The sequence below is a fragment of the Pseudomonas sp. 2957 genome (assembly GCF_031456345.1).
Taxonomy (GTDB): domain Bacteria; phylum Pseudomonadota; class Gammaproteobacteria; order Pseudomonadales; family Pseudomonadaceae; genus Aquipseudomonas; species Aquipseudomonas siliginis.
This window is the reverse complement of the sequence record NZ_JAVDUL010000005.1, coordinates 194,726-208,885: the sequence shown is the minus strand read 5'-3', so window position 1 is coordinate 208,885 and position 14,160 is coordinate 194,726. Positions and strand designations below refer to the sequence as shown.

The following is a 14,160-nucleotide window of genomic DNA, read 5'->3' as shown; positions in this document are numbered from 1 at the left end:
TCAAGGTCCGGCTACGATTTGAACAGTGCGCTTGCCGGTTTTGCGAGCGCGCGGTGGGCGTGCTGTTCCAGTGCCCACTCGACATGTTCCCTGACCAACTCTGACGGATAATCACGTCGCGCCTTCAACGCTTCCAGCACAGGAATCGTTGAAGGCGCATTGCCCAGCCCCACCGCCAGATTGCGTAACCAGCGCTCGTACCCGGCACGCCGCAACGGTGAACCTTCGGTGCTGCTCAAGAACTTTTCTTCATCCCACATGAACAGTTCAGCCAGCTCGGCATTATCGAGATTGTGCCGTGGCTTGAAATCGCTTTCTCCAGTCGGCCGAGCGAAGCGGTTCCATGGGCAGACGATCTGGCAGTCATCGCAGCCAAACACCCGATTGCCTATCAATGGCCGCAATTCTTCGGGAATCGCGGTTTTCAGCTCAATGGTCAAATAGGAAATGCAGCGCCGGGCGTCCAGCACGTACGGGCCGACAAAGGCGTTGGTCGGGCAGATATCCAGGCATGCGGTGCAACGCCCGCAATGTTCAGTGCTGTGCGGTTCGTCCACCGGTAGCGGCAGGTCGACGAACAGTTCGCTCAGGAAGAAATAACTGCCGGCCTTGCGGTTCAACACCAAGGTGTTTTTACCGATCCAGCCCAGTCCAGCCTGTTCGGCGATGGCTTTTTCCAGCACCGGTGCGCTGTCGACAAACGCACGAAAGCCGAACGGGCCGATCTCCGCCTGGATCTTGTCGGCCAATTGTTGAACACGTTTACGGATCAATTTGTGGTAATCGCGGCCCAAGGCATAACGCGACACGTAAGCCTTCTCCGGCTCAGCCAGGCGTTTGGCCATTTCGGTATCGCCTGGCAAGTAGTCCATGCGCAGGGAAACCACGCGCAACGTGCCCGGCACCAGCTCTTCGGGATGCGAGCGTTTGCTGCCATGGGCGCCCATGTAGTCCATGTCGCCGTGGTAGCCGGCCTCGAGCCAGCGCTGCAGATGCTGCTCGTGTTCGGCCAGGTCCAGACCGCTGATGCCGACTTGCTGGAAGCCCAGCTCGCGGCCCCAATCCTTGATCGATTGGGCGAGGGCGGGCAGGTCTGTGGTGATGGCGGACATGAGGCGAGAGAAACCGGAGCTGAGGTGCGTATAATTCTGCCAGACATCGGAGCCCGAAGACGCATGCCGCAGACGAAAGATGAATTACCCGACGCGCTGTACCGCGCCGCGCAGGTGCGCGAACTCGACGCGCGGCTGATCGCCGCCGGCACGCCGGGCTTCGAATTGATGCAACGCGCCGCCCGCGCGACGTGGCGCGCACTGGTGCGCAAATGGCCGGGCGCGAACGAGCTGACCGTGCTCGCCGGCCATGGCAACAATGCCGGTGACGGTTATCTGGTGGCCGGGTTGGCGCTGCGGGCCGGCTGGACCGTGCGCGTTCTCGCCGTCGGCGATCCGCAACGTTTGCAGGGCGATGCCGCACTGGCCCATGCCGAATCCGTGGCTGCTGGTGTTGTGGTGCAAGGCTGGCAGGCGCAAAGCGAGCTGCGCGGTGTCGTCCTCGATGCCTTGCTCGGCACTGGCCTGAGCGGCGAAGTGCGTGAGCCCTATGCCTCGGCGATCAAGGCGATCAACGCCTGCGGCTTGCCGGTAGCGGCGGTCGATATTCCTTCCGGGCTGTGTGCCGATACCGGGTGTGAACTGGGTGTCGCGGTATGCGCCGATCTAACGGTGACCTTCATTGGTATGAAGGTCGGACTGTTGACCGGTGATGCTGCGGATCATATCGGTGAGCTGGTCTTCAGCGACCTGCAAGCCCCCGACGAAATTTTCAGTGACATTCCTGTCTGCGCTCAGCGCCTGAGCGCCGCTAATCTTCCAGCACTTGCGCCGCGCGCGCCGACCTCGCACAAGGGCCGCTTTGGCCATGTGTTGCTGATCGGCGGCGATCACGGTTTCGGCGGAGCGATTCTGCTCAGCACGGAAATGGCCTTGCGCGGCGGCGCGGGCATGGTCTCGCTGGCGACTCGCCCAGAGCATGTGCCGGCGGCGCTGACTCGGGTCCCGGAGGCGATGGCGCTCGGCACTTCGTCAGCCAATCAACTGATGGGGCTGCTGGAAAAGGTTTCGGTGCTGGTGGTCGGGCCGGGTCTCGGTCAGGCCAGTTGGGGCCGTGCCCTTTTGTCGGCGGCCGCCAATGCTGCGTTGCCGCAAGTGTGGGACGCCGACGCGTTGAACCTGCTGGCCAGCGATTTTGTCCAGTTGCCCAAGGATTGCGTGATCACCCCGCATCCGGGTGAAGCGGCGCGCTTGCTTGGCATCAGTACCGCCGAAGTGCAGGCCGATCGCCCGGCCGCTGCTCTGGCGTTGAGCAAAAAGTATTCAGCGGTAGTGGTTCTGAAAGGGGCCGGCAGTCTGATCGCCCATCCCGATGGGCGGATGGCCCTGTGTCATCAGGGCCATCCGGCGATGGCCACGGGCGGGTTGGGGGATGTGCTGGCCGGTCTGACCGGCGCATTGCTGGCCCAGGACATGGACGCGTTCGATGGGGCATGCCTGGCCGTCTGGCTGCACGCCAACGCGGGTATGCAACAAGGCAAATTCGGCCGTGGGCTGGCGGCCAGTGATCTGATTCCAGCCATTCGTCAGTTGTTGGAGGAGCAAGCACCGTGTCTGAAGTAACCCTGTACCTGGCCGATGAACAGGCAATGAGCGACTTTGGCGCACGGATCGCCCGCGTCACCCAGGGCCATGGCCTGATTTTTCTTGAAGGTAATCTGGGTATGGGCAAAACCACCCTGTCGCGGGGCATCATTCGCGGTTTGGGGCATGTTGGCGCGGTAAAAAGTCCGACCTTCACATTGGTCGAGCCCTACGAGATCGGTGACATTCGTGCCTTCCACTTCGACCTCTATCGTCTGGTCGATCCCGAGGAGCTGGAGTTTCTCGGCATCCGCGACTACTTCGAAGACGATGCCCTGTGCCTGATCGAATGGCCCGATAAAGGTGCAGGCTTTTTGCCAAAGCCTGACCTGACCATTACCATTAGCCCGCAAGACAGCGGGCGTTCGCTGAAAATTTTAGCCCAGGGCTCGCGTGGCGAGGCCTGGTGTGCCGCTTTGGCATTGGAATCCAATTAAATGATGGGGTTTGGTATGCGCTTTCGCGCGTTGGTGGCTGCCGCTGGACTGATGTTGATGGCAGTAACCGTCAACGCTGTGGCCGATTCAAAGGTCAACAGCGTGCGCCTGTGGCGGGCGCCGGACAACACGCGACTGGTCTTTGACCTCAGCGGCCCGGTGCAGCACAGCGTTTTCACCCTGACAGCCCCGGACCGGCTGGTGATCGACATCAACGGCGCCACCCTCGGCGCGCCGTTGAACGTGCAGACCGCGAACACGCCTATCACCGCGATGCGCTCAGCCCAGCGCACGCCGACCGACCTGCGCGTGGTCATCGACCTGAAAAAAGCCGTCACCCCGAAAAGCTTCTCGCTGGCGCCGAACGCGCAATACGGCAACCGTCTGGTGGTCGATCTGTTCGACAACCCGGCCGATGCCGCGCCGCCGCCAGCCCCGACGCCATCGGTGGCGACCGTGCCGGCGGTGCCGGTGACTCCGACCGAACCGGCGATCAAGCTGCCGCCAGCCCCGGCTGGCAAGCGCGACATTATCGTCGTGATCGATGCCGGCCACGGAGGGGAAGATCCGGGCGCGTCCGGCTCGCGCGGCCAGCGTGAGAAAGATGTGGTGCTGCAGATCGCCCGCGAACTGCAGCGTCAGGTCAACGGCATGAAAGGCTTCCGCGCCGAGCTGACCCGTACCGGCGACTACTTCATTCCATTGCGCGGGCGTACCGAAATCGCCCGCAAGAAGGGCGCCGACCTGTTCGTCTCGATCCACGCCGACGCTGCGCCGTCCGCGGCCGCTTTCGGTGCTTCGGTGTTCGCCCTGTCCGATCGTGGCGCTACCTCCGAGACCGCCCGCTGGCTGGCCGACAGTGAAAACCGATCCGACCTGATCGGTGGTGCCGGCAACGTCAGCCTCGACGACAAGGACCGCATGCTCGCCGGCGTGTTGCTCGACCTGTCGATGACTGCGTCGCTGACCTCCAGTCTCAACGTCGGCCAGAAGGTGCTGACCAATATCGGTCGCGTTACGCCGCTGCATAAACAGCGCGTGGAACAGGCCGGCTTCATGGTGCTGAAGTCGCCGGACATTCCGTCGATCCTGGTTGAAACCGGCTTCATTTCCAACGCCAACGAAGCGAACAAGCTGTCCGCGTCGAGCCATCAGCAAGCGCTGGCCCGTTCGATCAGCAGCGGCGTGCGCCAGTTCTTCCAGCAGAATCCGCCGCCGGGCACCTACATCGCCTGGCTGCGTGATTCCGGCAAGATTGCCCAAGGCCCGCGCGACCACCGCGTCGGGCCGGGGGAAACCCTGGCGATGATCGGCGTGCGCTATCAGGTTTCGCCGGCCACCTTGCGCGCCGCCAACAATCTGAAAAGCGATGAGCTGAAAGTCGGTCAGCACCTGACCATTCCAGGCACCGAACTGGCGTCCAAAGAATGAACCAGGTAATGAACACCGCGCGCATCGAGCTGCTCAGCCCACGACTGGCGAACCAGATCGCCGCTGGTGAGGTGGTTGAGCGCCCGGCTTCGGTGATCAAGGAGTTGCTGGAAAACAGCCTCGACTCCGGCGCCAGGCGTATTGACGTCGATGTCGAGCAGGGCGGCGTCAAGTTGCTGCGCGTGCGCGATGACGGCAGCGGTATTTCCGCCGATGACCTGCCGCTGGCCCTGGCCCGTCACGCCACCAGCAAGATTCGCAACCTCGAAGACCTCGAACAGGTGATGAGCCTGGGTTTCCGTGGCGAGGCGCTGGCGTCGATCAGCTCCGTGGCGCGTCTGACCCTGACCTCGCGCACCCGCGATGCCGATCAGGCCTGGCAGGTCGAAACCGAAGGCCGGGACATGGCGCCGCGCGTGCAGCCGGCGGCGCATCCGGTCGGCACTTCGGTGGAAGTCCGCGACCTGTTCTTCAACACCCCGGCCCGGCGCAAATTTCTCAAGACCGAAAAAACCGAATTCGATCACCTGCAGGAAGTGATCAAGCGTCTGGCGCTGGCGCGCTTCGACGTGGCTTTTCATCTGCGCCACAACGGCAAGACCATCCTCAGCCTGCACGAGGCCCACGATGATGCAGCCCGCGCCCGGCGTGTGGCGGCGATCTGCGGTTCGGGTTTCCTTGAGCAGGCGTTGCCGATCGAGATCGAACGCAATGGCTTGCACCTGTGGGGCTGGGTCGGTTTGCCGACCTTCAACCGCAGTCAGGCGGATTTGCAGTATTTCTTCGTAAACGGCCGTGCGGTGCGCGACAAACTGGTGGCCCACGCGGTACGCCAGGCTTATCGCGACGTGCTGTTCAATGGTCGGCACCCGACCTTCGCGCTGTTTTTCGAGGTCGATCCCGCAGCGGTAGACGTCAACGTGCACCCGACCAAACACGAAGTGCGTTTCCGTGACGGGCGCATGGTCCACGATTTCCTGTATGGCACGCTGCACCGTGCGCTGGGCGATGTGCGTCCGGAAGATCAACTTGCCGGCTCGGTCACCACGGCGATCGTTCGGCCGAGTGGGATCGAGGCTGGCGAGTTCGGCCCGCAAGGCGAGATGCGTCTAGCCGCCAATGCGCTGCTGGAGCAGCCTCAGGCGCAGCCGGTGTTCAATACTCCGTCCGGGGCTAGCGCTGGCGGCGCTTATCAGTATCAATACACGCCGCGTCCGCAATCGGCGCTGCCCGCTGCCGAGGCGCAAGCCGCATACAAGGAATTTTTCGCGCCGCTGCCTGAAGCCAATGCCAGCGCGCTGCCAACCGGTCAGGAAGATATCCCGCCGCTCGGCTATGCACTGGCGCAGCTCAAGGGCATCTATATTTTGTCCGAAAACGCCCATGGCCTGGTGCTGGTGGACATGCATGCCGCCCACGAGCGAATCATGTACGAGCGCCTGAAAATCGCCATGGCCAGCGAAGGTCTCAGTGGCCAGCCGTTGCTGGTGCCGGAATCGCTGGCGGTCAGTCAGCGCGAGGCCGATTGCGCTGAAGAACACGCCGCTTGGTTTCAGCGTCTTGGTTTTGAATTGCAGCGACTGGGGCCGGAAACCCTGGCGATCCGGCAGATTCCCGCTTTGCTCAAGCAGGCCGAAGCCAATCGACTGGTCGGCGACGTGCTCTCTGACCTGATGGAATACGGCACCAGTGACCGTATCCAGGCGCACCTCAACGAACTGCTCGGCACCATGGCCTGCCACGGCGCGATCCGCGCCAACCGGCGTCTGGCCCTGCCGGAAATGAACGGTCTGCTGCGCGATATGGAAAACACCGAGCGCAGCGGTCAATGCAACCATGGCCGACCGACCTGGACCCAATTGGGCCTGGACGATCTGGACAAACTGTTCCTGCGCGGTCGTTGATGAGCCAGCTGCCTCCAGCGATTTTCCTGATGGGCCCGACCGCTGCGGGCAAGACCGATCTGGCCATCGAGCTGACCAAGGTGCTGCCGTGCGAATTGATCAGTGTCGATTCGGCGCTGGTCTACCGCGGCATGGACATCGGCACGGCCAAGCCTTCGAAAGAGTTGTTGGCCGAATACCCGCACCGGCTGATCGACATTCTCGACCCCGCTGAAGCGTATTCCGCTGCCGATTTCCGTCGCGACGCGTTGCAGGCCATGGCCGAAATCACTGGGCGAGGAAAGATCCCGCTGCTGGTCGGCGGCACCATGCTCTATTACAAGGCTCTGGTCGAAGGTCTGGCGGACATGCCGGCAGCCGATCCCGAGGTCCGCGCGCAGATCGAGGAAGAAGCTGCACGCCTCGGCTGGCAAGCCCTGCACGAACAGTTGGCGCAGATCGATCCGGTGTCGGCGGCGCGCATCCATCCCAATGATCCGCAACGCTTGAGTCGGGCACTGGAAGTGTATCGAGTCAGCGGGCAGAGCATGACCGCTCTGCGCGAGCAACAATCTGTGCAAAGTACTGAAGCAGCCGCTTCGGGACGGCAACAATTGCCCTATACTGTCGCGAACCTGGCCATTGCTCCGGCGAATCGTCAGGTTCTGCACCAGCGAATTGAACAAAGATTCACAAATATGTTGGAACAGGGATTCATCGACGAGGTCGTAGCCCTGCGTAAAATAAGTGACCTGCATTCGGGGTTGCCGTCTATACGTGCGGTAGGCTACCGCCAAGTCTGGGATTACCTGGACGGCAAGCTGACATTGGCCCAGATGCAGGAGCGGGGCATCATCGCCACGCGCCAATTGGCCAAACGCCAGTTTACCTGGCTGCGCAGCTGGGACGATTTGCATTGGCTGGACAGTCTTGATTGCGACAATCTGCCACGCGCCTTGAAATACCTCGGGACCATCTCCATATTGAGCTGAGTCCTTGCAATTGCCGTCTATCCTTGGGGGTGTGACGGCCGAAGCCATCTGAATTTACCTGTTTTTATTATTGAATCCTTAAAGGAGTGCGGCACATGTCAAAAGGGCATTCGCTACAAGACCCTTACCTGAACACTTTACGTAAAGAGAAAGTCGGGGTTTCCATCTATCTGGTCAACGGTATCAAGCTGCAAGGGACGATCGAGTCGTTCGACCAGTTCGTGATCCTGCTGAAAAACACCGTAAGCCAGATGGTCTACAAACACGCTATCTCGACCGTCGTGCCGGTTCGTCCAATTCGTCTGCCTAGCGCAACCGAAAACGAACAGGGCGATGCCGATGCAGCGCCGGGTAACGCCTGATAGGAGTCTCCTTTGTTCTTTGAGCGCCACGGTGGTGGTGAACGAGTCATCCTCGTTCACTTGGATGGACAGGACCCTGAGGCGCGCGAAGATCCGCAGGAGTTTCAGGAGTTGGCAAATTCGGCTGGCGCCGAGACCGTCGCGTTTTTTAACGTGCCGCGTCATCGGCCAACCGCCAAATATCTGATCGGCAGCGGCAAGGTCGAAGAACTGCGCGACCTGGTCAAGGCTGAAGAAGCCGATCTGGTGATTTTCAATCACATCCTCACGCCCAGTCAGGAACGCAACCTCGAACGTGTCTTCGAGTGTCGCGTGATCGACCGCACCGGGCTGATTCTCGATATTTTCGCCCAACGCGCACGCACCCATGAGGGCAAGCTGCAGGTCGAACTGGCCCAGCTTGACCACATGAGCACGCGGCTGGTTCGCGGCTGGACTCACCTTGAGCGTCAGGGTGGCGGTATCGGTATGCGCGGTCCGGGTGAAACCCAGCTGGAAACCGACCGCCGTCTGCTGCGGGTTCGCCTGCGTCAGATCAAGGGGCGGCTGGAGAAGGTGCGCAGTCAGCGCGAGCAGTCGCGCCGTGGCCGATCCCGTGCGGACATCCCTACCGTTTCGCTGGTGGGATACACCAACGCCGGCAAATCGACACTCTTCAACAACGTGACGAAGTCCGAGGTGTACGCGGCCGATCAACTGTTCGCCACGCTCGACCCGACCCTGCGCCGGCTGGAGCTTGACGACCTCGGTCCCATCGTCCTCGCCGACACCGTGGGGTTCATTCGTCACCTGCCACACAAGCTGGTCGAGGCATTTCGGTCTACGCTCGAAGAGTCGAGCAACTCCGACCTGCTGTTGCACGTGATCGATGCAGCCGAACCGGATCGCATGTTGCAGATCGAGCAGGTGATGGTGGTGCTGGGCGAGATTGGTGCCCAGGACTTGCCGATCCTCGAGGTCTATAACAAACTCGATTTGCTTGAAGGCGTCGAGCCGCAGATCCAGCGCGATGCCGATGGCAAGCCGCAACGGGTCTGGCTCTCGGCGCGTGATGGCAGCGGTCTGGAATTGCTTGAACAGGCCATCGCCGAGTTGCTCGGCAGTGATCTGTTCGTCGGTACCTTGCGCTTGCCGCAACGATTCGCTCGGCTGCGTGCGCAGTTCTTCGAACTCGGGGCGGTGCAGAAAGAAGAATACGATGATGAAGGTGTCAGCCTGCTGGCCGTTCGTTTGCCCCGGATCGAGTTGAATCGATTGGTAAGCCGCGAAGGATTGCAGCCGATGGAATTCATCGAGCAACACACTTTGCAATAAAAGCCTGACAAAGCGGTTGTGCCGCAACGGCAGGCATTCTGTAGCATTGGTCGGCGCGCCGTGGGTGCGTCTTTGCTTTATCAGATGGAGAGCGCTATGGCTTGGAATGAGCCGGGTGGCAACTCGAATAATCAGGATCCCTGGGGTGGCAAGCGCCGCAATAACGGCGACCGCAAGGGGCCACCGGATCTCGACGAGGCCTTCCGAAAGCTGCAGGAAAGCCTGAACGGGTTGTTCGGTGGTGGTAAGAAACGCGGTGATGACGGCGGCGGATCGGGGCGCAGCAGTGGCGGCTTCGGCGGTCTGCTCGGCATCGGTCTGGTCGTGCTGGCGGCTGTCTGGCTGTACAGCGCGGTCTACGTGGTGGACGAGCAGGAGCAAGCCGTGGTGCTGCGCTTCGGCAAGTACTACGAGACTGTCGGCCCGGGCCTGAACATCTACTTCCCGCCGATCGACAAGAAGTACATGGAGAACGTGACGCGTGAGCGTGCGTACACCAAGCAGGGCCAGATGCTGACTGAAGACGAGAACATCGTCGAAGTGCCGCTGACCGTGCAGTACAAGATCAGCAACCTGCAGGACTTCGTGCTGAACGTCGATCAGCCGGAAATCAGTCTGCAGCACGCGACCGAAAGTGCACTGCGTCACGTGGTCGGGTCCACCGCCATGGACCAGGTGCTGACCGAAGGTCGTGAATTGATGGCCAGCGAAATCAAGGAGCGTCTGCAACGTTTCCTCGATACCTATCGCACCGGTATCACCGTCACCCAGGTCAACGTACAGAGCGCAGCAGCACCGCGTGAAGTGCAGGAAGCTTTCGATGACGTGATCCGCGCCCGTGAAGACGAGCAGCGTTCGCGCAACCAGGCTGAAACCTACGCCAACGGCGTTGTGCCGGAAGCCCGTGGTCAGGCCCAGCGCATCATCGAAGATGCCAACGGTTATCGCGACGAGACCATCTCGCGCGCCAAGGGTGAGGCCGATCGCTTCACCAAGCTGGTCGCCGAGTATCGCAAGGCACCTGAAGTCACCCGCGAACGTCTGTACCTGGACACCATGCAGGAAGTCTTCAGCAACACCAGCAAGGTACTCGTGACCGGCAACAAGAACGGCCAGAGCAATCTGCTTTACCTGCCGTTGGACAAAATGATCCAGAACAGCTCGGGCAACGCACCGGTGACCGGTTCGGCCGCCAGCAACAACACGGACGTCACGCCGCATGTCACTGACGTGCCGCAGACGCGTACAAGGGAGACCCGCTGATGAGCAATAAATCGCTGATCGCCCTGATCGTTGGCGTCGTTGTGGTACTGGTGGGCTGGAATTGCTTCTACATCGTCGCTCAGACCGAGCGCGCGGTGCTGCTGCAATTCGGTCGTGTGGTTCAGGCGGATGTCCAGCCGGGTCTGCATGTGAAAGTGCCTTACGTCAACCAGGTGCGCAAATTCGATGCGCGTCTGCTGACGCTGGATGCGCCGACGCAGCGCTTCCTGACCCTGGAAAAGAAAGCCGTGATGGTCGATGCCTACGCCAAGTGGCGGGTGAAAGATGCCGAGCGCTTCTACACCGCGACTTCGGGTCTGAAGCAGATCGCCGACGAACGTCTGTCCCGTCGTCTGGAGTCCGGTCTGCGTGACCAGTTCGGCAAGCGCACCCTGCACGAAGTGGTGTCGGGTGAGCGTGATGCGCTGATGGCTGACATCACTGCATCGCTGAACAAGATGGCGGAAAAAGAGCTGGGTATCGAAGTGGTTGATGTCCGGGTCAAGGCCATTGATCTGCCGAAGGAAGTGAACCGCAGTGTGTTCGAGCGTATGAGCACCGAGCGTGAGCGTGAAGCTCGCGAGCACCGCGCCAAGGGTAACGAGCTGGCCGAAGGCATCCGTGCCGACGCCGATCGTCAACGCCGCGTGCTGCTGGCCGAAGCCTATCGTGAATCCGAAGAGGTTCGCGGTGACGGTGACGCCCAGGCAGCTGCGATCTACTCCAAGGCCTACGGTCAGGATCAGGAGTTCTACGGTTTCTACCGTAGCCTGCGTGCCTACCGTGAAAGCTTCGCGAACAAATCCGACGTCCTGGTCCTCGACCCAAGCAGCGACTTCTTCCGTTACCTGGAAAAAGCCAAACCTTGATACGACGTTGACCTGAATCATTCCGCCCGGCGGCTAAAACCTCGGGCGGGGTGATCCTTTCGGAAAACGTGTGTATGATGCGGCAGCCGGGAAATTCCCGGCTTTTTTGCGTCTGCACGTTTGATTGCTGTTTTTGTTGCAGGCATCGGGTTTGAATAGCCCGAGCGTTTTTCGAGGAAAGTGATGGGCGAAGCCGCCAGCCGGCCTTTCGCTGCGTCGTTCATGCGCGTGCGTTTTGAACGCTCCGGTCATTTTCTGCTTCACTCAAGGCTCGCCTAGTGCTGGCCGCCCGGATCAAAGGGGAATGGCGTAATGGCAACGGTAGACCGCTGGCTGCTGCCAGATGGCATCGAAGAAGTACTGCCACCGGAGGCGGCGCGCATTGAAGTCGCGCGTCGTCAGGTGTTGGATCTGTTCCAGAGCTGGGGTTACGAGTTCGTCGTGACTCCCCATATCGAGTACCTGGAATCCCTGCTGACCGGCGCGGGCCAGGATCTGGATCTGCGTACCTTCAAGGTCATCGACCCGCAATCGGGCCGGCAGATGGGTTTCCGTGCCGACATCACACCGCAGGTGGCGCGTATCGATGCGCACACCCTGCGCCGCGAAGGCCCGAGCCGTCTGTGCTACGCAGGCAGTGTCCTGCACGCCCAGCCGCGTGCATTGTCGTCCTCGCGCAGCCCGATCCAGCTGGGCGCCGAGCTGTACGGCGACGCCAGCCCGAGCAGCGACGTCGAAGTCATCAGCCTGATGCTGGCCATGCTGCAACTGGCCGATGTGCCGGACGTGCACATGGACCTAGGCCATGTCGGCATCTATCGTGGTCTGGCTCGCGCCGCCGGTCTGTCCGGTGAAGTCGAGCAGCAGTTGTTCGATGCCCTGCAGCGCAAGGCCATCGATGAAGTGATTACCCTGACCGAAGGCCTGCCGACGGATCTGTCGGGCATGCTGCGCGCACTGGTTGATCTGTGTGGCGGCCGGGAAGTGTTGAGCGCTGCCCGCGAGCGTCTGGCCAATGCCCCGGCGCCGGTGTTGGCGGCGCTGGAAGATCTGCTGGCGATCGCCGAGCGTCTTTCCGTGCGCTTCCCGCAGCTGCCACTGTATTTCGACCTCGGCGAGTTGCGCGGCTACCACTACCACACCGGTGTGGTGTTCGCGGTGTTCGTGCCGGGCGTTGGCCAGTCCATCGCTCAGGGCGGTCGTTACGATGACATCGGCGCTGACTTCGGCCGCGCGCGTCCGGCGACTGGTTTCTCTACCGATTTGAAAACCCTGGTGACCCTGGGGCGTGCTGAGATCGAGCTACCGTCTGGCGGTATCTGGATGCCTGACAGTACGGATGCGGCACTCTGGCAGCAGGTTTGCCAGTTGCGCAGTGAGGGTCAGCGTGTCGTTCAGGCCTTGCCTGGACAACCATTGGCCGCCGCCCGTGATGCGGACTGCGACCGGCAATTGATTCAGCAGAACGGGCTTTGGCAAGTATCGCCACTGGCTTCTTGAGTTTTCCTGCCGGCCATCGCCGGCACCAAGTTTGCGCGAATGAGGACAAGTGTTATGGGTAAGAATGTCGTAGTCCTGGGCACCCAGTGGGGTGATGAGGGCAAAGGCAAGATCGTTGATCTGCTGACCGAACATGCTGCCGCCGTAGTGCGCTACCAGGGTGGCCACAACGCGGGTCACACGCTGGTGATCGACGGCGAGAAAACCGTCTTGCACCTGATTCCGTCGGGCGTGCTGCGCGAAGGCGTGCAATGCCTGATCGGCAACGGCGTGGTGGTTGCACCTGACGCCCTGCTGCGCGAGATCACCAAGCTGGAAGAGAAAGGCGTACCAGTGCGCGAGCGCTTGCGTATCAGCCCGTCCTGCCCGCTGATCCTGTCCTTCCACGTCGCGCTGGACCAGGCCCGTGAAAAGGCCCGTGGCGAGCTGAAGATCGGTACTACCGGTCGCGGCATCGGCCCGGCGTACGAAGATAAAGTTGCCCGTCGTGGCCTGCGTGTCGGCGACCTGCTGAACATGCCACGCTTCGAAGACAAGCTGCGTGAACTGGTGGATTACCACAACTTCATGCTGGTCGGTTACTACAAAGAACCAGCCATCGAATTCGAAAAGACCCTGGCCGAGTGCAAGGAATACGCTGAGCTGCTCAAGCCGCTGATGCTCGACGTGACCGCCGAGCTGCACGACCTGCGTCGTGCTGGCAAGGACATCATGTTCGAAGGCGCGCAAGGTTCGTTGCTCGACATCGACCACGGCACCTACCCGTACGTGACCAGCTCCAACACCACCGCTGGTGGCGTGGCGACCGGTTCGGGCGTTGGTCCGATGTTCCTCGACTACATCCTGGGCATCACCAAGGCTTACACCACTCGCGTCGGTTCCGGTCCGTTCCCGACCGAGCTGTTTGACGAAGTCGGTGCACACCTGGCCAAGCAGGGTCACGAGTTCGGCGCTACCACCGGCCGTGCCCGTCGTTGCGGCTGGTTCGACGCCGTCATCCTGCGTCGCGCTATCGATGTGAACAGCATCTCGGGCATCTGCCTGACCAAGCTGGACGTACTCGACGGTCTGGAAACCATCAACATCTGCGTCGGCTACAAAGACGCGCAAGGCAATGCTGTTGCCCCGACCGATGCTGACAGCTACGTAGGCCTGCAGCCTGTGTACGAAGAAGTGCCAGGCTGGAGCGAATCTACCGTGGGTGCAAAAACCCTGGAAGAGCTGCCGGCCAATGCTCGTGCCTACATCAAACGCGTTGAAGAGTTGATCGGCGCGCCGATCGACATTATTTCGACGGGCCCGGACCGCAACGAAACCATCGTTCTGCGTCATCCGTTTGCTTGATAAGTCGTTGATGTAAAAAACAAAGGCCCCTTAATCGGGGCCTTTGTCGTTTATGCCTGTTGGACGGCA

General features: G+C 61.2%; 13 protein-coding genes. 11 read left to right on the top strand and 2 right to left on the bottom strand.

What is annotated here, in order from left to right; all coding sequences use genetic code 11:
• Positions 1-11: 11 nt before the first annotated feature.
• A complete protein-coding gene (gene queG / locus J2Y39_RS19215; RefSeq protein ID WP_041480733.1) occupies positions 12-1,112 on the bottom strand; it encodes a tRNA epoxyqueuosine(34) reductase QueG in 1,101 nt (366 codons plus the stop codon).
• A gap of 63 nt (positions 1,113-1,175) precedes the next feature.
• Between queG and J2Y39_RS19210 the strand changes: the two genes are divergently transcribed.
• The 9 genes from J2Y39_RS19210 (at position 1,176) to hflC (ending at position 11,247) form a co-directional block, all read left to right on the top strand.
• Positions 1,176-2,675, top strand: a complete 1,500-nt coding sequence (locus tag J2Y39_RS19210; RefSeq protein WP_310219207.1) for an NAD(P)H-hydrate dehydratase — start codon at positions 1,176-1,178, stop codon at positions 2,673-2,675.
• Entirely contained in the window at positions 2,663-3,133 is a 471-nt protein-coding gene (tsaE, locus tag J2Y39_RS19205; RefSeq protein WP_016771950.1) for a tRNA (adenosine(37)-N6)-threonylcarbamoyltransferase complex ATPase subunit type 1 TsaE, read from the top strand. Before J2Y39_RS19210 ends, tsaE begins: the two co-directional genes overlap by 13 nt.
• A gap of 51 nt (positions 3,134-3,184) precedes the next feature.
• Entirely contained in the window at positions 3,185-4,564 is a 1,380-nt protein-coding gene (locus J2Y39_RS19200) for an N-acetylmuramoyl-L-alanine amidase (protein WP_370593506.1), read from the top strand.
• On the top strand, positions 4,561-6,468 hold the full coding sequence (gene mutL / locus J2Y39_RS19195) for a DNA mismatch repair endonuclease MutL (protein ID WP_310219206.1): 1,908 nt from the start codon (positions 4,561-4,563) through the stop codon (positions 6,466-6,468). Before J2Y39_RS19200 ends, mutL begins: the two co-directional genes overlap by 4 nt.
• Positions 6,468-7,439 carry a tRNA (adenosine(37)-N6)-dimethylallyltransferase MiaA gene (gene miaA / locus J2Y39_RS19190; RefSeq protein WP_305382089.1) on the top strand — a complete coding sequence of 324 codons (972 nt, stop codon included), beginning with the start codon at positions 6,468-6,470 and terminating at the stop codon, positions 7,437-7,439. Before mutL ends, miaA begins: the two co-directional genes overlap by 1 nt.
• Positions 7,440-7,534: 95 nt before the next feature.
• The gene (gene hfq, locus J2Y39_RS19185; RefSeq protein WP_016771947.1) at positions 7,535-7,801 is read left to right on the top strand and encodes an RNA chaperone Hfq; all 267 of its coding nucleotides are present in this window, start codon (positions 7,535-7,537) and stop codon (positions 7,799-7,801) included.
• A gap of 12 nt (positions 7,802-7,813) precedes the next feature.
• Positions 7,814-9,115, top strand: coding sequence for a ribosome rescue GTPase HflX (gene hflX, locus J2Y39_RS19180; RefSeq protein ID WP_041480728.1), 1,302 nt, complete (start codon positions 7,814-7,816; stop codon positions 9,113-9,115).
• A 96-nt stretch (positions 9,116-9,211) separates the two neighbouring features.
• A complete protein-coding gene (gene hflK, locus J2Y39_RS19175) occupies positions 9,212-10,378 on the top strand; it encodes an FtsH protease activity modulator HflK (protein ID WP_024011368.1) in 1,167 nt (388 codons plus the stop codon).
• Positions 10,378-11,247: a protease modulator HflC gene (gene hflC / locus J2Y39_RS19170; protein WP_016771945.1), complete on the top strand. Its 870-nt coding sequence runs from the start codon at positions 10,378-10,380 to the stop codon at positions 11,245-11,247. Before hflK ends, hflC begins: the two co-directional genes overlap by 1 nt.
• 17 nt (positions 11,248-11,264) lie before the next feature.
• Here hflC and J2Y39_RS19165 read toward each other — a convergent pair whose 3' ends face one another.
• Positions 11,265-11,471: a hypothetical protein gene (locus tag J2Y39_RS19165; protein ID WP_143497950.1), complete on the bottom strand. Its 207-nt coding sequence runs from the start codon at positions 11,469-11,471 to the stop codon at positions 11,265-11,267.
• Between the two features lie 88 nt (positions 11,472-11,559).
• Between J2Y39_RS19165 and J2Y39_RS19160 the strand changes: the two genes are divergently transcribed.
• Positions 11,560-12,747 carry an ATP phosphoribosyltransferase regulatory subunit gene (locus J2Y39_RS19160; RefSeq protein ID WP_041480727.1) on the top strand — a complete coding sequence of 396 codons (1,188 nt, stop codon included), beginning with the start codon at positions 11,560-11,562 and terminating at the stop codon, positions 12,745-12,747.
• Positions 12,748-12,801: 54 nt separating this feature from the next.
• Positions 12,802-14,091 (top strand): adenylosuccinate synthase, encoded by a 1,290-nt coding sequence (locus J2Y39_RS19155; protein WP_016771943.1) that lies wholly within the window; start codon positions 12,802-12,804, stop codon positions 14,089-14,091.
• The last annotated feature ends 69 nt before the right edge of the window (positions 14,092-14,160 follow it).